The 21645-nt window shown below is 59.3% G+C and carries 18 protein-coding genes; 12 read left to right on the top strand and 6 right to left on the bottom strand.

What is annotated here, in order from left to right; translation table 11 throughout:
* Positions 1 to 2 precede the first annotated feature (2 nt).
* The 3 genes from UL81_RS04085 to UL81_RS04075 all read left to right on the top strand — a co-directional run bounded on the left by UL81_RS04085 (position 3) and on the right by UL81_RS04075 (position 3253).
* On the top strand, positions 3 to 977 hold the full coding sequence (locus tag UL81_RS04085; RefSeq protein ID WP_035105818.1) for a ribose-phosphate diphosphokinase: 975 nt from the start codon (positions 3 to 5) through the stop codon (positions 975 to 977).
* Between the two features lie 110 nt (positions 978 to 1087).
* Positions 1088 to 2395, top strand: coding sequence for a YkvI family membrane protein (locus UL81_RS04080; RefSeq protein ID WP_046453287.1), 1308 nt, complete (start codon positions 1088 to 1090; stop codon positions 2393 to 2395).
* 198 nt (positions 2396 to 2593) lie between these two features.
* A complete protein-coding gene (locus UL81_RS04075) occupies positions 2594 to 3253 on the top strand; it encodes a 50S ribosomal protein L25/general stress protein Ctc (protein WP_046453286.1) in 660 nt (219 codons plus the stop codon).
* 100 nt (positions 3254 to 3353) lie between these two features.
* Here the strand turns inward: UL81_RS04075 and UL81_RS04070 are convergent, their stop codons facing one another.
* Entirely contained in the window at positions 3354 to 4313 is a 960-nt protein-coding gene (locus tag UL81_RS04070) for an HNH endonuclease signature motif containing protein (protein WP_035105820.1), read from the bottom strand.
* A gap of 137 nt (positions 4314 to 4450) precedes the next feature.
* Between UL81_RS04070 and pth (UL81_RS04065) the strand changes: the two genes are divergently transcribed.
* Genes pth (UL81_RS04065) through ppk2 form a run of 3 tightly spaced genes read left to right on the top strand, consistent with a single transcriptional unit; the run spans position 4451 to position 6637 of the window.
* The gene (gene pth, locus UL81_RS04065; RefSeq protein WP_236684505.1) at positions 4451 to 4957 is read left to right on the top strand and encodes an aminoacyl-tRNA hydrolase; all 507 of its coding nucleotides are present in this window, start codon (positions 4451 to 4453) and stop codon (positions 4955 to 4957) included.
* A gap of 6 nt (positions 4958 to 4963) precedes the next feature.
* Positions 4964 to 5782, top strand: coding sequence for a fumarylacetoacetate hydrolase family protein (locus UL81_RS04060; protein ID WP_035107211.1), 819 nt, complete (start codon positions 4964 to 4966; stop codon positions 5780 to 5782).
* Positions 5783 to 5791: 9 nt separating this feature from the next.
* Complete coding sequence (gene ppk2 / locus UL81_RS04055; RefSeq protein ID WP_035107209.1) at positions 5792 to 6637, top strand: polyphosphate kinase 2; 846 nt, start codon at positions 5792 to 5794, stop codon at positions 6635 to 6637.
* 47 nt (positions 6638 to 6684) lie between these two features.
* Here ppk2 and UL81_RS04050 read toward each other — a convergent pair whose 3' ends face one another.
* Positions 6685 to 8148 carry a glyceraldehyde-3-phosphate dehydrogenase gene (locus tag UL81_RS04050; RefSeq protein WP_179944108.1) on the bottom strand — a complete coding sequence of 488 codons (1464 nt, stop codon included), beginning with the start codon at positions 8146 to 8148 and terminating at the stop codon, positions 6685 to 6687.
* Between the two features lie 27 nt (positions 8149 to 8175).
* Positions 8176 to 9051, bottom strand: coding sequence for a nitronate monooxygenase (locus tag UL81_RS04045; protein WP_236684504.1), 876 nt, complete (start codon positions 9049 to 9051; stop codon positions 8176 to 8178).
* A 117-nt stretch (positions 9052 to 9168) separates the two neighbouring features.
* Here UL81_RS04045 and UL81_RS04040 point away from each other — a divergent pair, with 117 nt between their 5' ends.
* The 4 genes from UL81_RS04040 (at position 9169) to UL81_RS04025 (ending at position 14433) form a co-directional block, all read left to right on the top strand.
* Positions 9169 to 11538 (top strand): MMPL family transporter, encoded by a 2370-nt coding sequence (locus tag UL81_RS04040; protein ID WP_035107205.1) that lies wholly within the window; start codon positions 9169 to 9171, stop codon positions 11536 to 11538.
* Entirely contained in the window at positions 11531 to 12118 is a 588-nt protein-coding gene (locus tag UL81_RS04035; protein WP_035107202.1) for a TetR/AcrR family transcriptional regulator, read from the top strand. Before UL81_RS04040 ends, UL81_RS04035 begins: the two co-directional genes overlap by 8 nt.
* Positions 12119 to 12193: 75 nt before the next feature.
* A complete protein-coding gene (gene pth / locus UL81_RS04030; protein ID WP_035107199.1) occupies positions 12194 to 12784 on the top strand; it encodes an aminoacyl-tRNA hydrolase in 591 nt (196 codons plus the stop codon).
* A gap of 17 nt (positions 12785 to 12801) precedes the next feature.
* Positions 12802 to 14433, top strand: coding sequence for a peptide chain release factor 3 (locus tag UL81_RS04025; protein WP_035107198.1), 1632 nt, complete (start codon positions 12802 to 12804; stop codon positions 14431 to 14433).
* Here the strand turns inward: UL81_RS04025 and UL81_RS04020 are convergent.
* Entirely contained in the window at positions 14430 to 15839 is a 1410-nt protein-coding gene (locus UL81_RS04020) for a GntP family permease (RefSeq protein ID WP_035107196.1), read from the bottom strand. The two genes, UL81_RS04025 and UL81_RS04020, sit on opposite strands and share 4 nt — an antisense overlap.
* 60 nt (positions 15840 to 15899) lie before the next feature.
* Here UL81_RS04020 and UL81_RS04015 point away from each other — a divergent pair, with 60 nt between their 5' ends.
* The gene (locus tag UL81_RS04015; protein ID WP_035107194.1) at positions 15900 to 16466 is read left to right on the top strand and encodes a TetR/AcrR family transcriptional regulator; all 567 of its coding nucleotides are present in this window, start codon (positions 15900 to 15902) and stop codon (positions 16464 to 16466) included.
* On the opposite strand, the gene mmsB is transcribed toward UL81_RS04015, so the two are convergent.
* Together mmsB and UL81_RS04005 are read right to left on the bottom strand one after the other, a co-directional pair.
* The gene (mmsB, locus tag UL81_RS04010) at positions 16463 to 17344 is read right to left on the bottom strand and encodes a 3-hydroxyisobutyrate dehydrogenase (protein ID WP_035107192.1); all 882 of its coding nucleotides are present in this window, start codon (positions 17342 to 17344) and stop codon (positions 16463 to 16465) included. The genes UL81_RS04015 and mmsB overlap by 4 nt on opposite strands.
* 11 nt (positions 17345 to 17355) lie before the next feature.
* Positions 17356 to 18873 carry a CoA-acylating methylmalonate-semialdehyde dehydrogenase gene (locus UL81_RS04005; protein ID WP_035107191.1) on the bottom strand — a complete coding sequence of 506 codons (1518 nt, stop codon included), beginning with the start codon at positions 18871 to 18873 and terminating at the stop codon, positions 17356 to 17358.
* A 211-nt stretch (positions 18874 to 19084) separates the two neighbouring features.
* Between UL81_RS04005 and UL81_RS04000 the strand changes: the two genes are divergently transcribed.
* Positions 19085 to 21640 carry a GNAT family N-acetyltransferase gene (locus tag UL81_RS04000; protein WP_035107189.1) on the top strand — a complete coding sequence of 852 codons (2556 nt, stop codon included), beginning with the start codon at positions 19085 to 19087 and terminating at the stop codon, positions 21638 to 21640.
* Positions 21641 to 21645 lie beyond the last annotated feature (5 nt).

Here is a 21645-nt window from a genome sequence, read left to right as displayed (position 1 = left end):
CCTTGACTGGCAAGGTAACTGGCAGCAGTAAGAACATGAAGCTCTTTTCCGGGCGTGCACACCCGGATTTGGCTGAGGCTGTCGCTAAGGAACTGAAAACCGACCTGGTTCCTACCACCGCGCGGGACTTCGCTAACGGCGAAATCTTCATCCGCTTCGAGGAATCCGTGCGTGGTGCAGACTGCTTCGTGATGCAGTCGCACACCCAGCCGCTGAACAAGTGGCTGATGGAGCAACTCATCATGATTGATGCGTTGAAGCGTGGTTCGGCCAAGCGCATTACCGCAATTCTGCCCTTCTACCCTTATGCGCGACAGGACAAGAAGCACCGCGGCCGCGAGCCGATTTCCGCTCGCCTGGTTGCTGACCTGCTGCAGGCTGCTGGCGCGGACCGCATCGTCTCCGTCGACCTGCACACCGACCAGATCCAGGGCTTCTTCAATGGCCCGGTCGATCACATGCACGCCATGCCGATCCTGACCGACTACATCAAGAAGAACTACTCCATTTCTAACCTGGCAGTGGTCTCCCCGGATGCCGGTCGCGTCAAGGTGGCTGAGAAGTGGGCACACGAGCTTGGCGATGCCCCACTGGCCTTCGTCCACAAGACCCGCTCCACCGAGGTTGCCAACGAGACCGTCTCCAACCGCGTGGTCGGCGAAGTCGAGGGCAAGGACTGCATCCTGCTCGACGACATGATTGATACCGGCGGCACCATTGCCGGTGCTGTGCGCGTGCTCAAGGAGGCTGGCGCGAAGTCGGTTGTCATTGCTTGTACCCACGGCGTGTTCTCCGCTCCGGCACGTGAGCGCCTGTCCGAGTGCGGCGCCGAAGAGGTCATCACCACCGATACCCTGCCGCAGTCGACCGAGGGCTGGTCCAACCTGACCGTGCTGTCGATTGCTCCGCTGCTGGCTCGTACCATCCACGAGATTTTCGAGAACGGCTCGGTTACGACTTTGTTTGAAACCGAATAAAACGTTACAAAGGAAAGAGCGCACCGCGGGTGCGCTCTTTTTTTGCGTTTTACAGGCTTTATTTTTGAAGTTTAAGAAAGGTTTTAGATGAAAAGGCACTGATCCTTGGAATGGCCTATTTCAGTTGCACCGTCGGCGCGGGCTTTGCCTCGGGCCAGGAGATGCTCCAGTACTACGCCGCCTTCGGTTGGTGGGGCGTGGCTGGCGCCGTTATCGCCTTGGTGCTGATGCCAATTGCCGCAACGATTGCGATGCAGTATGGCTCTTACTTCCAGGCAACATCACACGACCGCGTCTTTTCTTCCGTGACCTCTAAGCTCATGGCGAAGTTCGTGGACTACTCGATTGTGTTTACGCAGTTTTGTATCGCGTTCGTGATGCTGTCCGGAGCAGGTGCCAACCTCAACCAGCAGTGGGGTCTGCCCAATTGGGTCGGCGCTAGCCTGATGGCCGCATTTGTTATCGGCTGCGCCTACCTCAACGTGCAGAAGGTCACCCGCATCCTGAGTGCGATTACCCCGTTCGTGGTCGCAGTGATGGTGGCAGCGATTGTCTACTCCTTCCTGAACATGCCGGCTGACCTGGGTGCTAACGCTGAGTTCGCACAGGCCAACATCGAGTCCTCCCTGCCGAACTGGTGGGTTTCCACCTTCAACTACGTTGGCATCGCGCTGATGACCAGTATCTCCATGAGCATCATCATGGGCGGCGACGTCCTCGACGTGAAGGCTGCCGGCCGCGGTGGTCTCTTCGGTGGTCTCCTCTTCGGTGTCCTGCTGGTTCTGCTGGTCGCATCGATGATTCTCAACGTCGAGCAGGTCTACGACAGCCCGCTGCCGACCCTGGCCATCATCCAAGAGATGAGCCCGCTGCTGGCCACCATTTCCGCAGTGCTGATTTACCTGATGATCTTTTCTACCGCCTTGGGTAACTTCTACTCGCTGGGTCTACGCGTCAGCTCCCGTCGTCCGAAGATGTTCCGCCCGGCACTCTTTATCATCGTCGCGGTTGGCTTCGTGCTGTCCTTCGTTGACTTTGCCACCCTGGTCGGCACCGTCTTCCCGATTATGGGTTACGTCGCGCTGGTCATGATTGCCGTGCTGCTTATCACCTGGTTCGGCCGCGGCCGCAACATCGTCGAGGAAGAGGCCCGTCGCCGCGACCGCATCCGTGCGCTGGTGCTCAACAAGGTCAACCCGCGCAAGCCTTTCGCTGCAGAGGAAGAAACAGCGCTTTCCGATGCCATCACCGACTCCAACCTGCACCCCGCCGAACTGCGCGAGGCCGTGGCAGCCGAACTCAACGAGGAACTCTCCTCCGATTGGGATGAGGTGTCCCCAGAATCCGTGACTTCCGGTTCTTCGGTGAAGTTCAAGGTCGAGACCGAACCTGAAGTTCCCCAGGACAAGAAGCACTAGGGTTTTGCCCGGGGAAAGCAAGAGGTGCTAAAGTAACGTCGTCTCGGCGAGGGCAACCCTGATTGGGAAGCCGTTATCGACGCGATATCTTTGCATGTTTCTTTTATAAGCCTGCGATGACTCGTCCAAGACGTCCATCGGCAGGCTTTCGCTTTGCGTCGGCCGCCGTAAATCAACTTTTTAAAAGGAGAATTTGCTATGGCTGATCGCCCCGTAATTAAGGCAGAACTGCGCACCGAGTTTGGTAAGGGCTTCGCCCGCCGTCTGCGCCGCGACTGGAAGGTCCCGGGCGTTGTCTACGGTTCCGGCCAGGAGCCGATCCACTTCGCAGTGCCGCTGCTGGACATCCAGTCCCTGGTCCGTAACAACGGTGTTAACGCTGTTCTCGAGCTCGAGATCGACGGCGAGCAGCACCTGACCATGGTCAAGCACGTTGACCAGAACGTTCTGACCCTGGACATCGACCACGTTGACCTGCTGGCCATTAAGCGTGGCGAGAAGGTTGAGGTTGAGGTTCCGGTCACCGTCGAGGGCGAGCCGGCACCGGGCATGATGTACATCCAGGACGCCGACGTCCTGATGGTCGAGGCCGACGTTCTGAACATTCCAGAAGAGCTCGTTATCTCCATCGAGGGCCTGGACGACGGCGCTGTCGTTACCGCTGCCGACGTCGAGCTGCCAGAGGGCACCGTCCTGGTTGCTGAGGAAGACACCGTCATCGCTTCTGTTTCCGAGCCGGAGGTCGACGAAGATCTCGAGGCTGCTGCAGAGTCCGTCGAGGAAGGCGGCGCCGAGGCTGGCGCCGACTCCGAGGACGAAGAGGGCGAGTCCTCCGAGGACAACGACGACGAGGAGTAAAACCTCCCCTAGCCGCCATCCATTTTGGGGATGGCGGCTTTTCGCCGTTTTAGCTGCGGAATAGCTATTCCGCGGTGTCGTTTCACGTTGGTGATTCGCGTCAATAAAAGGACGGCGGGACCCATTGGACTTCGCCTCTGATTCTGAGCAGGCGCCCATATCTGGGAACCCCGTCATCGTCGTTTCTTCCGTTATGGAATTTACAGGCAGTTGTTAAGTTGCTTTGATTGGTTTCGCCGCCGTATTTCCAGGCCACTATGTGGTGAACCTGACACTCATCAGCGCCTTTCAGGCAGTCTTTCCACGGACAGACCGGATTTTCGGCCGCTGCCATCATTCTTTGCTTCCAGCTGGCCTGCCGCTCCGTGCGGTAGAGGTTCACCGGTCCCTCCACAGGGTGGATGAGGGTGGCGTAGCCGTGATCGGTAAACATCTGCTGCACCAGCTGCGCACCAGTTAGCTTGGCACCGTTAGTCATCTGCAGCACGACATCGTCGCCGTCGCCGTCAACGATCTTGTCCAACTCGTCGAGTTTAATGACCACGTTGGTGGTCACAGCAGTGCCCTTGGTCGTGCCGGTCTGGAGGAACTCATCGACAGCTTCGGTATCGGGGAAGGCATCGTTGAGCTTCGAAATCAGCTCTGATCGGCCGGTGACACTCCAGGACCACTTGTCGGTCTTCGAACGCTTCATCTTGGTGCCCTCTTTGGGCTCTGGTGGTGGCGGGAGGAATTCTTTGGCTAGCGCGTTGATGTCTTCTTCGTGGACCTCGGCGCAGGCGATGCGGAACTTGTAGCGCTGGACCGGGTCTTTAATGCGACGGGCTTTGTTCTCAATGTCTTTGAGTACCAGTAGGGAGTGCGGGGTGTTGCGGGCCGTGGCCTGCAGGCGCGTGTATGGCGTTTGTCCGAAGTAGACCTCTGCCAAAGACATCAGGGCCGTGATTTCCTTCTGTGGCAGTCCCTCGAGTTGCAAGTGGGCACGCGTCAGCATGGCCACCTCGGACAGGATGTCCATCGGGGTGGCAAGCGATGCTGCGTATGCCTTGACTGCTTTCATACCTCTAACGCTAAAAGAGGTTTGTCAACCCCCGCTAGAGGAAATTTTCAAACCTGTGGATAACTGCCCCTTTTTCGCAAAAGTTGGTATTTGCCCTGGTTACGGACTGTGGATAACTGTGTGCCACAATGAAGGGCGTGAAAAAGCTCATTGTCGGCCTGGGCAACCCGGGCCCGAAGTATCAGGGAACGCGCCACAACATCGGCTTTGACGTCGTTGACGAACTCGCCCGCGAGTTAGGCACCAGTTTTTCGGTGCACAAGAAGACGAATACGGAGGTTGCGACGTGGGGTGAGGTGGGCATCGTTAAGCCCCGCTCCTTTATGAACCTCTCGGGTGGGCCGGTGAAAGCAATCATGCAGTACTACCGCGTGGACGAGCTGGTGGTCGTGCACGATGAGCTGGAGCTGGATTTTGGGCAGGTAAAACTCCGCAAGGGTGGCGGCGACCACGGGCACAACGGCCTGAAGTCGATTACAAAGTCGCTGGGCACGAAGGATTATCAGCGTCTGTCAGTGGGCATTGGTCGCCCGCCGGGCAGGATGGCGCCGGCGGCGTTCGTGTTGAAGCCGTGGACGAAGCAGGAAGCAGCCGAGATTCCTATCATTTGTGCTGATGCGGTGGATGCGCTGGCGCTAGACTAGTTCATTATGAAACTCGCCACACTTCGTCAGCAATTTGGAACGACTGCCATCCGTATCGATGGTGACAACTTAGGCGTGGAGCTCGACTTTGACGACGTCGGGGCGCTGCTGCGCGCAGAGGATTGGCGCAAGGCGGCACAGCTATCGGGCGAGCCGGTGGTCTTCGACCCGAAGGACCTCGCACCGGTTGTCCCCCACCCCGGCAAGATTATTTGTGTGGGTCTCAATTACGCAAAGCACATCCGCGAAATGAACCGCGAGTTTCCGGATACCCCGACGCTGTTTATCAAGTTCGCTGATGCGCTGACGGGCCCTTATGACGATGTCGAAATCCCTGAGTACGCATCCAAGCAGTTGGATTATGAGGGGGAGTTGACTGTGGTAATCGGCAGGCGTGCACACCAGGTGCCCCGCTCTGAGGCGCTGAAGTACGTGGCCGGCTATTCAATTATGAACGACTACACACTGCGCGATTTTCAGCGCGCGACCTCGCAATTCCACGCGGGTAAGTCCTTTTATAAGTCCGCGGGCTTTGGGCCGTGGCTGGAAACCGACTGGGAGCCGGGCAAGCACGCGCGGGTGCGCACCACCGTGGATGGCGAGGTGCGACAGGACGACGACACCGATGACCTGATTTTCTCTGTGGCGGAATTAATTGAGTACTGCTCGCACCTGTATCCGCTGCTGCCTGGCGATGTCATCGTCACCGGCACGCCCGAGGGCGTCGGCTTTGCGCGCGGGGAGTTCCTGCAGGATGGCCAAACCGTGGAGATTGCTATCGATGGGCTAGGACGGATTAGTAATACCACGCGCATCGCAAGGTAAGCTCGAAATATGAGTAATTCTAAGAAACCCGCCAAGCTAGACAAGCAGGCCTACGAGAAAGAACTCAAGCGCCTGCAAGCCGAGCTGGTCGAGATGCAGCAGTGGGTCGTCGAGACCGGTGCGCGCGTGGTCATCGTCATGGAAGGCCGCGACGCCGCGGGCAAGGGCTCTGCCATCAAGCGCATCACCCAGTACCTCAACCCACGTACCTGCCGCATTGAGGCGCTCCCCGCCCCGAACTCCCGTGAGCAGGGCCAGTGGTACTTCCAGCGCTACGTCGAAAAGCTGCCGACCAAGGGCGAAATCGTCATCTTTGACCGCTCCTGGTACAACCGCGCTGGCGTGGAGCGCGTCATGGGCTTCTGCACTGACCAGGAGTACGTCCGCTTCCTCCACCAGGCACCCATCTTTGAGAACATGCTTGTCGATGACGGCATCATCCTGCGCAAGTACTGGTTCTCCGTCTCCGATGAGGAGCAGGTTGCGCGCTTCGAATCGCGTCGCAATGACCCGCTGCGCCGCTGGAAGCTCTCCCCTATGGACCTCGAGTCCATTACTCGCTGGGAGGACTACTCCCGTGCGAAGGATGCGATGTTCGCACACACCGATACCCCGATTGCACCGTGGTACACGGTCGAGTCGGAGGATAAGAAGCGCTCGCGTATCAACGTGATTGCGCACCTGCTCGAGTCGATTCCTTATGAGCACATCAAGCGCGAGCTGCCGAAGATTCCGAAACGTCCGAAGTCTTCTGGTGAAGAGTACGAGCGCCCATCGCGTGAGGACTACCGCTACGTCCCGGATGTCGCAGCCAAGCTGGTCAAGAAGGACAAGAAGAAAAAGAAGAAGTCCTAAAACAGACTAAAAGCCCGGAGGTCTTTGCCTCCGGGCTTTAGCTTTGCTTAGAGCTCAGTTGGGTCGATGCGCTTCGGCAGAACGACCGGGCGTGCGCCGGCCAGCTGCTCGACGATGCGGATGACCTGGTTGGAGTAACCGAACTCGTTGTCGTACCAGACATACAGCACCAGGTGCTTGCCGGAGGAAATGGTGGCCAGACCGTCAACGACACCAGCGTGGGTGGAGCCGACGAAGTCGGTGGACACGACCTCCGGGGAAGCGATGTAGGAAATCTGCTGGCGCAGGTTGGAGTGCAGGGAGACGTTGCGCAGGAAATCGTTGATTTCGTCGCGGGTGGTTTCCTTCTGCAGTTCCAGGTTCAGCACAGCCATGGAGACGTCCGGGGTAGGAACGCGAATGGCGTTACCGGTCAGCTTGCCCTCGAACTCCGGAACGGCCTTGGAGACGGCCTTGGCAGCGCCGGTCTCGGTGAGAACCATGTTCAGGCCCGCAGCGCGACCACGGCGGTCGCCCTTGTGGAAGTTGTCGATCAGGTTCTGGTCGTTGGTAAAGGAGTGAGCGGTCTCGACGTGACCGTGCTCGACACCGTAGCGGTCGTTGATGACCTTGAGCACCGGGGTGATGCCGTTGGTAGTACAAGACGCTGCGGACAGGATCTTGTCGCTGTCTTCGATGTCGTCGTGGTTGATGCCGTAGACGATGTTCTTGATATCGCCCTTGCCCGGTGCGGTCAGCAGGACACGCTCGATGCCCTTGGACTGCAGGTGCTGCTCCAGGCCCTCGCGGTTACGCCAGACACCGGTGTTGTCGACCAGGATGGCGTTGTTGATGTCGTAGGAGGTGTAGTCGATGTCAGCCGGGTCGTTGGCGTAGATCATCTGGATCTTGGTGCCGTTGGCCCAGATGACCTCGTTCTCCTCGTCGACGGAGATGGTGCCGTTGAAAGCACCGTGGACGGAGTCACGGCGCAGCAGGGAGGCACGCTTCAGAATGTCGCCGTCGCCCTTCTTGCGTACGACGATGGCACGCAGGCGCACGCCACCGTAAGCAGCTTCGCGGGCGATGAGGATGCGGGCCAGCAGGCGGCCGATGCGGCCGAAGCCGTAGAGCACGACATCGGTAGGCTCGCGGTCTGCACCGGAGCCAACGATCTCAGAGAGCTCTTCTTCCAGGTAGGAGCGCGGGTTCTCGCTGGAGGAGTCGGCAAAGCCGGTGGCCAGGCGACCCAGGTCCAGGGATGCGGAGCTGAGGTTCATGTCAACCAGCTCGCGCAGGATCGGCAGGGTCTCCGCAGTGGAGAGCTCGCGATGCGCCACGCGGCGGGCGTAGCGGTGGGACTTGATGATGTCGATGTCGGTCACACCCACCAACAGACGACCGAAGATCGAGGTGACAACGTTGTTGTTGCGGTGGAGCTGGTGGATGAGCGGGATCATCTCCTGTGCCAGCTCGAGGCGCTCGTTCCAGTCGTCGTGGCCAACATTGGCGTTCGCAGTCACGAAATTCATTCCTTTACTGTCGCGGGGCATTCACTGCTAAATGATACTTAGTTGTTGCAAAATCCGGGCCGTACTACCCCCGGAAATTTTCTCTACTTCAGTACCTACTAAACAATAGGCCACCGCCGGGTCACGTTGTGCGCGGCGTTCGGCCAATTCTGCGTTCAATTCCGGATATTTCATCGGGTGATTCGGGTGGGATCGGGTGTAGTCCGTTTCCAGCCCGCGGGCATAGCGTCCCGAAAACGCCCGCGAACACACGGTCTTCCCACCGGCCCGCAAGAGCTCGCGTTTCCACTCGGAGGTGCCGGCTTCATCGCTAAGCAAGAAGGCAGAACCGCAGCTCACCGCAACGACGTTGGGACGGGCGAGCACAGCGGCAACATCGGCGGCGGTGCGCAGGCCGCCTGCGGCGATGACGGGGCCATCGATAAGCTCGAGGAGCTCTTCGAGGCTGCGCTGGTCCGGTTCCGCATAAGGGTCCCAGGTTCCCCGGTGCCCACCTGCTTTGGGGCCCTGAACGCACAGCACGTCGGCTCCAGATGCGGCCTGGGCCTCTGCGGGGGTGGTCACCGTCGTCCAGGCCTCTGCCCCAGCAGCATGGATGCGGTCAATTTCTTTGTCCGTAAATCCGCCAAACATCGACCACACCACCGACGCCCCTGCAGATAGCGCCAAGTCGAGCTTTTCGTGCCAGCCAAAGGTGTGCTCTGCGGACTGCGGATAAAAGAGGTTGACGCCGAAGGGGACGTCCGGGACGTCGTCAAGCAATGCATCGGACACCGGGGACGTGCCCCAAGCCAACGTGCCAAAGGAACCAGCGGTATGGGCGGCGCGGACGAGTTCCGGGGTGGTGGGCCCGCCTGCCATGGGCGCGGGCAGGACCTTCAGTTCTAAAGAGTCAAGGAGCATAGCTTTCAGCATAAAGGCGCTGGCGTGACGAAGGACACGAAATGTGCAGTTGGTCTGCAAAATTGCATAGACTGTGCAAGTTATCGCGCACGTTTTACTGAAAGGGACTGCTTTTCTATGTCTACTTTCCTCTACTGCCTAGGAAGTTGGTCATACCGCAAGGTGTGGCCATTTTTGGCGATGTGGATTTTGCTCTTGGCCGTCTTAGGCGGACTCATGGCTGCTTTTGCGAAGGCGCCGAACCCGAATTTCGCCATGCCGGATATGGATTCGACTGTCACCCAGGAGCGCATAAGCGAACGCTTCGAAGATGACACCGATGCCATGAACGCGCCCACGGGATCCGTTGTAGTGCAGGCACCGGAAGGCGCAACGCTGACTGACCCTGAGGTCATGGCGGAAATGGACGTCATGATTGAAGAACTCCAGGACACCGGCGCGCTGGCTGACGCCGACCAGCTGGTGAACCCAGTACTGGCTGCGGGTGGCATGGCCCAGCAAATGGGCGAGCAGATGAGCGTGCAGGGCATGCCGGAAGAACAGATTGAGTCCAACCTGGAGGCACTGTCCCCGCTGAGCCCCGATGAGACCACCGGCACCATCTCTGTCACCTTCGACGCTGAAGATGTCATGGCGATTGAGTCCGCCGACCGTGAAGCGGTCACGAACATCCTCAACGACTACGACGACGGCGATCTCACGGTTAAGTACCAGGGCAATGCGTTTAACTCCATGGCCGACGGCCTGGACATGACCGCGGAGCTCATCGGCCTGGTGGTCGCGGCTATCGTGCTGCTGATTACCTTCGGTTCTTTCGTCGCTGCGGGCATGCCGCTGATTTCTGCCATCATCGGTGTGTCTGTGGGCATCATCGGTATTCAGGTCTCGACTGTCTTTACCGATACCATTTCCGAAATGACGCCGATGCTGGCCTCCATGATTGGCCTGGCAGTCGGCATTGACTACGCGCTGTTTATTGTGGCGCGCTTCCGCAACGAGCTCATTACCTCTTCTGGTCTCAACGACCTCACCCCGCGCGAGCTCGCCGCAGAGCTGAAGAAGATGGACAAGGCCACCCGTGCTCACTCCATGGGCATGGCGTTGGGTACTGCTGGCTCGTCGGTGGTCTTCGCCGGTATTACCGTGATTATCGCGCTGACTGCGCTGACGATTATCGGTATCCCGTTCTTGTCCACCATGGCTCTTGCCGCCGCGGCTACCGTGGCGATTGCCGTGCTCGTGGCTCTGACCGCTATCCCTGGCCTGCTGGGTCTGCTGGGCACCAAGATCTTCGCCGGCAAGGTACCAGGACCTAAGGTTCCGGACCCGGAAGACGAAAAGCCCACCATGGGTCTGAAGTGGGTCCGCCAGGTCCGCAAGCGTCCTGTCCTTAACCTGCTGGCCGGCGTCGTTATTTTGGGCGTGCTGGCTATCCCGGCTGCAAACCTCTCGCTGGCTATGCCTACCGACGGCTCCGCGAAGCTGGGCTCTCCGCAAAGGGATGCTTACGAGATGACCTCGGATGCCTTTGGTCCAGGACGCAACGCGCCGATGATTGCTTTCGTTGATGCTGCCAACGTCGATGAGCAGGAACGCCAGCTTGCCTACGGCATGGCTTTGGAGGAGTTCAACTCCACCGAGGGCGTCGTCAACGCACAGGTTATTGCCACGACCGACAACATGGACGCCGCACAGGTGCTTATCACCCCGACCACCGGCGCCACCGACGATGCTACGACAGAAACCCTGAACACCCTGCGCGGATTCCAGGGTGAGTTCGAGCAGGAAACCGGCGCTACGTTCGGCATTACCGGTATCACCCCAATCTTCGACGACATTTCCGAGCGTCTGACTGAGGTGCTGATTCCGTACATCGCCATCGTCTTGGTTCTGGCTTTTATCGTCCTACTGCTGGTCTTCCGTTCCATCTGGGTGCCGCTGATCGCTGCACTCGGCTTCGCGTTATCCATGGCCGCGGCCTTCGGCATCACCGTTGCTATCTGGCAGGAAGGTTTCGCCGGCATCGTCGACGATCCGCAGCCGCTGCTGTCCTTCCTGCCGATCATGCTCATCGGCCTGACCTTCGGCTTGGCGATGGACTACCAGGTCTTCCTAGTCACCCGCATGCGCGAAGGATTCATCCGCGGCAAGACGGCAGGCAACGCAACGTCGAACGGCTTCAAGCACGGTGCACGCGTTGTCACCGCCGCCGCGCTGATTATGATTTCCGTCTTCGCGGCCTTCATCTTGATCGACGAGCCGTTCATTAAGACCATGGGCTTCGCACTGGCCGTTGGTGTCGCATTCGATGCCTTTATCGTCCGCATGATGATCATCCCGGCCACCATGTTCCTCCTCGACGATAAGGCCTGGTGGATCCCTAAGTGGCTGGATAAGATTCTGCCGAATATCGACATCGAGGGCGAGGCTCTGACCGAAAACCGCGAGCAGCTCATGGACAGCCAGCAGGAGAAGGTCAATGCCTAGCCTGCGCGAATCCAAAAAGCAGGCCACCCGTCGTACCATGTCCGACGCGGCGGCCCGCATCCTGGTGGAAGAAGGCGCTGAGGCCCTCACGGTCGCCCGCGTTGCTGAGGCTTCCGGGGTCTCAGCCCGCACCTTCCACAACTATTTCGCGTCCGTGCCTGAGGCACTACTGCATTTCGTCTCTGATGTCGTGGGGTCTGTCGCTCAGCAAGTGCCGTCCTACGACACAGAGATGACCATGACCGCAATCATGGAAGACATCACGGTGGATATTCTCTCCGACGACGGCGTCGAATTACATGGTGTGGCATCGCTGTTCAAAGTAGGCGAATTCCTCGAGGCCTCTGAGGTCTCTTGCGATGACGCCCGCAGTTTCGTTGAGCGTTGCCAACCGCTTGTCGATGCCTTTATGGAACGCCTCCCCGACCACGATGAGTTTGAAATCTCCGTCATGCTCAACGCTTGCGGCACCTGCAGCATGCTGGCGATGCGCTACATCGCCGACCAAGGCATCACCGACACGAATGCCAAGAAGGACACAGTCAGAACAGCATTTAAGGCACTATCTGCTCTGAAATAACGCCTGCGGGGAACTTCTTCATCGCTGCAGCGATACCTTAGGATCGACGATATCGATAACCGTTAAAGGAGCACGATGAAGAAGTTCTTTGCCCGACTTTTTGGCAACCAACCCACCGCCGACTGGCTGGTCGTAGGTTTGGGAAACCCAGGTCAGCGCTACGCCGGTACGCGGCACAATGTGGGGTATATGGGCATCGATAAGCTTTGCGATGCCCCATTAAAGCCCCTGCGCGGCATCAATGTCACCGGGGCAAACCTAACCATTGCCGGGCAGAACGTACTGCTGGTGCGCGCGGGGACGTACATGAATAACTCCGGTGAACCAGTAGCCGCCCTGGCGCACAAGACCGGCGTGCCTGCGGAGAAGATTATCGTCCTGCACGACGAACTGGACCTGCCTGCGCACAAGGTACGGTGTAAGAAAGGCGGTAATGAAAATGGCCACAACGGCCTCAAATCTCTAACCCAATACCTGGGCACACGGGATTACCTGCGCGTGCGCATTGGTATTGGGCGCCCGGCCAAGGGCACGCCGATTCCGGATTACGTGCTCAGCAACGTGGATGAGGGCGTGGAACCGGCTATTGATACTGCTGCTGAAGCCGTGCGTCTGATTGTCGAAAAAGGCCTGGCTGCGGCACAGAATCAGATTCACACTAAGTAGGCGCTAAACTATCCGGCATGAGTATTGCCGCTGAAGCTGCCCGCCGCCGTACCTTTGCCGTTATCGCCCACCCCGATGCCGGTAAGTCGACCCTGACGGAGGCGCTGGCGCTGCACGCGCACGTCATTAATGAAGCAGGTGCCGTCCACGGCAAGGCGGGACGTAAGTCCACCGTGTCGGACTGGATGGACATGGAAAAAGACCGCGGCATTTCCGTGGCTTCGTCTGCCCTGCAGTTTGAGTACGCCCCGGAAGGTCATGAGGGCGAGCCTTACATGATCAACCTGGTGGATACCCCTGGTCACGCGGACTTTTCGGAAGATACCTACCGCGTACTCACCGCTGTCGATGCGGCAGTCATGCTTATCGATGCCGCCAAAGGCCTCGAGCCGCAAACCCTGAAGCTCTTCCGCGTGTGTAAGGCCCGTGCCCTGCCCATTGTCACCGTGATCAACAAGTGGGACCGCGTCGGCCGGGAGCCGCTGGAGCTGGTCGATGAAATCGTCAACGAAATCCAGCTGCAGCCCACCCCGTTGTACTGGCCCGTGGGTATCGCCGGTGACTTCCGCGGTCTGGCCCACATCAACGACGATGGCGAGGCCGACAAGTACATCCACTTCCTGCGCACCGCCGGTGGTTCCACCATCGCGCCGGAGGAGCACTACTCCCCTGACGAGGCTGCCGCGAAGGAAGAAGCCAACTGGGAAACTGCGGTTGAGGAAGCTGAGCTGCTAGCTGCCGATGGCGCCTTGCACGACCAGGAACTGTTCGAGCAGTGCGTGACCTCGCCGCTGATTTTCGCCTCCGCGATGCTGAACTTCGGTGTGCACCAGATTCTCGATACCCTGTGCGCGATTGCACCGGCTCCGCATTCGCGTGAGTCCGACCCGCGTGCGGTGGAAGAATCCACCACCGCAATTGATGAGGTCCGTGAGGTCACCGATGATTTCTCCGGCGTGATCTTCAAGGTCCAGGCCGGCATGGACCAAAAGCACCGCGACAACCTGGCGTTTATGCGCGTGGTCTCCGGTTCCTTTGAGCGCGGCATGCAGGTCAACCACGCCCAGTCGGGTCGTTCCTTCTCCACGAAGTACGCCCTGACCGTGTTTGGTCGTACTCGTGACACGGTCGATACTGCGTATCCGGGCGATATCGTCGGCTTGGTTAACGCCGGTTCGCTGGCACCGGGCGACACGATTTATGCGGGCAAGAAGGTCCAGTTCAAGCCGATGCCGCAGTTCGCACCGGAAGCCTTCCGCATCCTGCGCGCGAAATCGCTGGGCAAGTACAAGGCCTTCCGCAAGGGCTTGGACCAGCTGGCGGCCGAAGGCGTGGTACAGATTCTGCGCAACGACGCCCGCGGCGATGCATCGCCAGTCATGGCGGCTGTTGGCCCAATGCAGTTCGAGGTCATGCAGGCACGCATGGAACTCGAGTACAACGTCGAAACGATCACCGAGCCCATCCCCTACTCCGTGGCGCGTCGCACCGACGCCGAGTCCGCACCGGAACTCGGCCGCCAGCGCGGCGTAGAAATCTTCACCCGCCAAGACGGCGAGCTCATCGCCCTGTTTGGCGACAAGTGGAAGCTCGCCTTCATCGAAAAGGAGCACCCAGAGCTCACCATGGAGACGTTGGTCGCGGACTAGCTGCCAATAATCGCCCAGCCGCCCAGCATCAAGGCCATCACGGATAGTGGCACGATAATCGTGACGACGGCGATGTCCTTGTAGGACTGGCGGTGAGTGAGACCGCAGACCATCAGCATGGTCAAAATGGCGCCGTTGTGCGGCAGCGAGTCAAAGCTTACCGAGGCCATTGCGGTCACGCGGTGCATGATTTCTGGATCGATGTTTTGGGCGTTGGCGAGGTCTGCCAGCTGCGTGCCCAGGGTTTCCATCGTGATGGACAGACCCCCAGAGGAAGAACCGGTAATACCGGAAATCACGGCGGTCGACACGATGGAAACAATCAGCGCGTTATCGCTAATGCCCAGCATGTTTTCTTTGACTAGGGCAAAGACGGCAGTTGCTGCGACAACAGCACCGAAGCCGACCTCAGATGCAGTGGTCAGGCACGGCAGGATGGCGTTCTTAGCGCCTTCGGTGATTTCCTTGACGGACTTCTTCACTCGCGACGGGAACATCAAGATGAGAACCACGATGGCGGTTGCCAGAGCGATCGTGGGTGACCACACGCCCATGACTCCATCCAGGTTGGTTTCACCGAATTTCTCGGTGGCGAGGTAGTCGGTGTTCCACAGTCGCGGTGCGCCGAAGACGACGCCGAAGTTCACGGCGATAACGACCGCAATGGGTGCAAAGCCCTGCAATCCTTGGACGGCAACATCCTTGCGGGTTTCGACTTTGGTGGCACCGGGTGCGGCCTCGTCGTCATCGTCAGGCGTGTGCTCATCGATGCCCTCGCCTTTCGCGCGCAGTTGCTTGACGCGGTATTCCAGCCACAGCACGCCAGCAATCAGCATGAGCAGCGCTGCAACCAGGCCGAAGACAGGAGCGGCATAGACGTTGGTTCCGAAGTAGCGCGTCGGAATCGCGTTGTGAATCTGCGGCGAGCCCGGAAGCGCTGCCAGTGCGAAGGTGACCGTACCCAACGCGATGGCACCAGGCATCAGTCGCTTCGGAATTTGGGCTTCGTGGAAGAGCGCCTTGGCGATGGGAACCACGGTAAAGGCCACCACCCAGGCGGATACGCCGCCATAAGTGAGCAAGGCAGTCGCGATGACGGTGGAGAGCAAAGCTCGCTTAGGGCCGAACAGTGCGGTAATGCCATGTGCAAGCTGGCGGGCCAGACCCGTGGTGGTCATGAGATAGCCGAAGATGGCGCCGCATAAAAAGAGCGGGAAATATTGGGCCACGAAGTCTGCCAAGGCCGGCATGAAGATTTGGGTATAGGTGGCCATGAGTGGCTCGCCGGAAAAGACCGCGGCGATAAGTGCTGCCAACGGTGCCACAACGACCACGGAGTGCCCGCGATAAGCAAAGAACACCAAGAAAGCCAAAGAGAAGATAATTCCGAATAAGGCCACAGCCATAATTTTTCTCCTTTGATAAACCGGGCTTGCAGGCTGTGGGAACCGGCTACTATCTCATGCATGAGCGGTATGGAAGGCACGGCCAAAGAAAGAATCCTGGAGTGTGCGCGCAAACTCTTCAGTGAGTACACGTTTAGCCAGGTCTCGATGAAGGACATCGCGAAGTCTGCTGGGGTGTCCGTGGCGCTCGTCGTCAAGCATTTTGGCTCCAAGGGCCAACTTTTTGCCGCAACGATTGACTTCACTGACTCCTGCAAGGCCTTGTTTGGTGGGCCTTTTGAGCGCATTGGCTATGCCGCGGTGGAAGAGACGCTGACTGCTCCCTACAACGCTCCTTATTCGATGGCGCGCACAATCTCGATTGCGGCGGGTGATTCGGAGAGTTTGGAAGACATCGGAAAGCGCATTAAAGCTGACCTAGCTTTGGTTCTTCAGGACCGTATCCAACGCGAAGCCCCCGAAGCGAACCCCAGCCCCCGGCTGCGAGCACAGGCTGCGCTCTCGCTGTTGATGGGGCTGTCCTTTATGCGCCGCTTCGGGGACACCGACTTTGAGAAGTACGACAGAGACGAACTTATCGCCTACTACGCACCTCGCCTGCAAGCCATCATTGATGGTGACAGCTAGTGCTTGCTGCGGACTTCGTTGATAATCGCGGAGAAGTCCAGTCCACCGTGGCCGTCGTGGACGAAGCTTTCGTACTGCTCCTCCGCGATGCGGCCCAGCACCGTGTCGGTGGCGGTTTCTTCAGCAGAAGCCAAGGCTAGCTTGAGGTCCTTGAGCATCAGCGCGGAAGAGAAACCAGGCTTGAAGTCGTTGTTGGCCGGGGAATCCGGGACGACCTCTGGTACCGGTGCGTTGACGGACAGCGACCAGGAATTGCCGGTGGCGTTGGAGACCACGTCGAAGAATGCCTGGTGATCCAGGCCCAGGCGCTCACCGAGAACCATGGCCTCAGCCAGTGCAATCTGCTGGACTGCCAGAATCATGTTGTTGCAGGCCTTGACTGCCTGGCCGTTACCGATTTGGCCGCAGTGGGTGGCGGACTTGCCGAGGACATCGAAAAGCGGCTTTGCTTCTTCGAAGCGCTCTGCATCGCCGCCGACCATAAAGGCCAGGGTGCCTGCCTTTGCGCCGCTGATGCCGCCGGAGACCGGTGCGTCGATGAAGTTCGAGCCAGCTGCGCGGACCTCATCGGCGATATCGCGGGCTTCTGCCACAGCGATGGTGGAGACATCGATAAACAGGCGCGGAGCGGGGTCTTCCTCGATGACGGAGTGCAGGGTCTGCGCGACGAGTGCGCCGTTAGGAAGGCTGGTAAAGACAATCTCGCTGCCCTTCGCCGCCTCTGGTGCGCTGTCGACGACGGTGATGCCGTTTGCTTCTGCTGCCTCGCAGGCCTCCGGTACGACGTCGAAGCCGCGAACGGTGTGGCCTGCCTCGACCAGGTTGGCAGCCATCGGGCCGCCCATGTTGCCCAATCCAATAAATGCGATGTTGCTCATGATGTGCCTCCTTAATTCATGACCGGCATGGTGAACTGCGGACCGGTGCTGGAATCATCTGGCCAGCGAGAGGTCACAGTCTTGGTCTTGGTGTAGAAACGGAATGCGTCCGGGCCGTGCTGGTTCAGGTCGCCGAAGCCGGAAGCCTTCCAGCCGCCGAAGGTGTGGTAGGCAATCGGAACCGGAATCGGAACGTTGATGCCGACCATGCCGACGTTGATGGCAGTAGCGAAGTCGCGGGCTGCACCACCCTGCTGGGTGAAGATTGCGACGCCGTTGCCGTATACGTGGTCGTTCGGGTAGGAAATGGCCTCTTCCAGGGTTTCTGCACGAACCATGGCAAGCACCGGGCCGAAGATTTCTTCGGTGTAGATGCTCATGTCCGGGGTGACGTGGTCGAAGAAGCTCGGACCGGAGAAGAAGCCTTCTGCCAGGGAATCGCCCTTGAACTCAGCGCTGCTCATGTCGAGCTCGCGGCCGTCGCAGACCAAGTCGGCACCGGCATCGACGCCTTCGCCGATGAGTCGCTCGACGCGGTCCTTGGCGTCCTGGGTGACCAGCGGGCCGTAGTCTGCTTCTGGGTCCAGGCTGTGGCCGACCTTCAGCGACGGGATGCGCTCCTTGAGTGCCTCGCGCAGGCGGTCTGCAGTTTCCTGGCCAACCGGAACGACGACGGAGAGTGCCATGCAGCGCTCACCGGCGGAGCCGAAGGCGGCGCCAACGAGGGCATCGGCAGTGGCGTCGATGTCAGCATCCGGCAGCACAATAGCGTGGTTCTTGGCACCACCGAAGCACTGTGCGCGCTTGCCGGTCTCGGCGCAGCGGGTGTAAATGTACTGCGCAATCGGCGTGGAGCCAACGAAGCCGACGGCGCGGATGGTGTCGGAATCGAGGATGGCATCCACGGCATCCTTGCCGCCGTGCACGACGTTAAAGACGCCTTCTGGACCGCCAGCTTCCAGGAAGAGCTCAGCCAGGCGAACCGGAACGGAAGGGTCGCGCTCAGAAGGCTTCAGCACGAATGCGTTACCAGAAGCCAGTGCCGGGCCAGCCTTCCACAGCGGAATCATGGCCGGGAAGTTAAACGGGGTAATGCCAGCGACAACGCCGAGCGGCTGACGCAAGGAGTAAGTATCAATGCCGCGGCCAACGCCGGTGGAGTACTCGCCCTTGAGCTGGTGCGGGGCGCCCAGGCAGAACTCCAGGACGTCGACGCCGCGCTGAACGTCGCCCTTGGCGTCCTCGAAGGTCTTGCCGTGCTGCAGCGACAGGGTCTCAGCGAGCTCATCCATATTCTTGTGAATGAGGCGGATCCACTCCATAATCACGCGAACGCGCTTTTGCGGGTTCTGAGCTGCCCAACCCGGCTGGGCCTTCTCCGCGGAGGCGATGACTGCATCGACATCGTCCTTGCTAGCCAGCAGAACCTCGGCCTGCTCCTGGCCAGTGGATGGGTTGAGTACCGGCTGGGTCGCAGTGGAGGTACCCTCCCAGGCCTTGCCGTCGACGTAGTGCTTAATCGGTGACATCGTGTGATCCCTTCTCGTTGTGAATCTTTGTCTTGCCAGAAACGATATAGAGACTCACATCACAAGTCATTCGAAATAGGGTCAGGAACACTATTTACCCCCGCTATGTACTGCGCGACATGCGACGATGAGATTCGCCGGAGGGGTGAACGCTGTTTACTCCCTTAGAATCTGTAGAAACGCTCCCCTAACCAGCGAAAGTGAGCCAGACATGGACCAGAAATGGGAAGCCGATGTCATTCTCAATGACGGCGACATTGCCACCCTGCGCGCCATTCGCCCCGAGGACCGCGACGCCATCGAAGCGTTCTTCGGCCGGGTTTCTGAGCAATCCAAGTACCTTCGCTTCTTCGGCACGCACCCCACGCTGACCGACGACGACTGGAAGCGCTGGATGGACACCAAGGACCACGACAAAGTCACGCTCGTGATGGTCGAGCGCAACGACATCGTCGCAGTTGCCGGTTATGACCTCATCCCGCAGTTCCTCCCCGACCGGGTCGCCGACGTGTCCTTCCTGGTGCAGGACTCCCACCACTCCAAAGGCGTGGGCAATATCCTGCTCGAGCACTTAGCCGAGATTGGTCGCGAAGGCGAAATCTCGCGTTTTTACGCGGAGATGCTCACCCAGAACCGACAGATGGTCCAAGTCTTTATCCGTGCTGGTTATTCGGTGCATCCAGAGCTTGCCGATGGCTACATCGTCGTCGACTTTTCCATCGCCCCGAACGAAAAGTCCCGCGACGTCATGGAACGCCGCGAGCTGCGCGCGGAAGCCAATTCCATTGGCCGCTTGATGCGCTCAGAGAAGGTCGCAGTGATTGGAACACCAGCGCTGCCGACTGTCGATGGCGCCGCCTACTACGACACCGTCGATGCCGCGGATGCCAGCTGCGATGTCATCGTCTGCGATTATGACCAAGTCGATTATCAAGAGGTGCTCGACAAAGCTGCCGAACTCGATGCCAACGGCGTGATCTTCCTTGCCCGCGCGCACAACCCACCACTCGATCCGGAAGCTGCGCGCGCGACGGTGCTGCACGCCCGCGATGTGGGCCTGCGCGCGCTCGGCCCGGCAGCACTGGGCATTATCAACACCCATACCCCACTCAATCTGACGCCGGGACCGCTGCCGCGTCAGGGGCACATCGGTATCTTTACGCAATCCGCGGGCGTGGCCACCTTGGTTCTTTCCCGCGCTATTTCGCGCGGATGTGGTATCTCGAATTTCCTGGCCGTGGGCTCTTTCGCCGATGTCAGCGGCAACGACGTCATGCAGTTTTGGAGCGTCGACGAAGACACCAACATCTGCCTCTTGTCGCTGGATGCGATTGGTAACCCGCGTAAGTTCTTCCGCATTCTGCGCCGCCTGGCACTAGAAAAGCACGTCATCATTTTCATCCCTTCGCGTGCACTGACCTCAGCCCGCGAGAGCATCGATTCCGGCGTGCACGCGAAAAGCCCGAAGGTGCTCGACAGCGTTATCCGCAGCACCGGCGTGATGGTGGTCAACCGTCGCGAGACGATGTTCGATATCGCGCAATTGCTTGCACGCCAGCCACTCGTGCAGGGCCCCAACGTCGCATTGATTTCCAACTCTGCGGGTCTAAGTGACCAGATGGCCGCTGCCGCCGAGCGCTTCGGGTTGAAGCCTCATCCACAACCGATGAGTGCGAATCCGCAGCAAGACCTTCCCGACCAAATCCGCACCAGCCTTGAGGACCCGAATATCGATGCGGTGCTGTGTGCCGTGGTGGAATTCGGTAATCCTTTGATTGCGAATCTGCATCCGGAGCTGGACAGGCTGGCTGCTTCGACGACCGATACTCCCCTGATTGCCTCCTACATTGGCTTTAACCTGCCCGCGACAAACAATGAGGGCCCGGAAGAGATGGGCCAGTTGCCCATCTTTGCCACCTACGCGGATGCGTTGGAAGCGTTGGCTGAAATTCTGCACAACGAGGAGCGTCGTCAGCAAGCGCGCCCCAAGCCCGAAGACGAGCCGGTCTCTGGCAACAAGCAGGCGGTTGAAGAAGAAATCGCAGCCATCCTCAAAGACTCCCCTCAGGGACGCTGGGCTGACGATGTCGAATGCACCCGCATCCTGGAGGCCTACGGCATCAACATCGTCCCGTGGACGGCAGCGCCAACGCTTGACGATGCCAAAAAGGCCGGCGAAGAAACCGGCTGGGATGCCGTGCTCAAGTGCGCCAGCCCGATTGTGCGCGGCCGTTCTGAATTACCAACGGTCTTCCGCCACATCACTACCCCGTCAGCGATGGAACAAGCCTGGCACACCATCGAAGAACTCGTTGAAGACCTGCACCTGGGCTCAGATCCAGAAATCCTCGAACCCGTCGTGCAGCGCACCGTCACCTCTGGCCCATCGCTGACCATCCGGGCAGTCGAGGATCCGGTCATCGGCCCGATGGTCTCCGCCGGTATTTCCGGATTGACCTCAGACTTGCTCGATGACCAGGTCTGGCGCGTTCCGCCACTGCGCCCCGGTGATATCGAACCGATGCTCTCGGAGCTGAAAGCCCATGACCTGCTCAGCGGCTACCAGGGCACCAAGGCCTCCAATCTGGAAGGCATTGAGGATATTGTCACTCGCCTCTCGCAGCTCAAAGATGACTTCGCGGCGATTGTCGATATCGAGCTCACCCCGGTCATCGTGGCCGTCGAGCAAACCCACGTGGTGGGTGCGCGCATGCGCATCGCACCGCTGGATAAGTACCGCGATCCTTTAGCCCGAAGCATTTCTTAAACAGA

The organism is Corynebacterium camporealensis (assembly GCF_000980815.1).
GTDB classification, from domain to species: domain Bacteria; phylum Actinomycetota; class Actinomycetes; order Mycobacteriales; family Mycobacteriaceae; genus Corynebacterium; species Corynebacterium camporealense.
The sequence above is the reverse complement of the archived record's forward strand: the minus strand, read 5'-3'. Positions and strand labels throughout refer to the sequence as shown.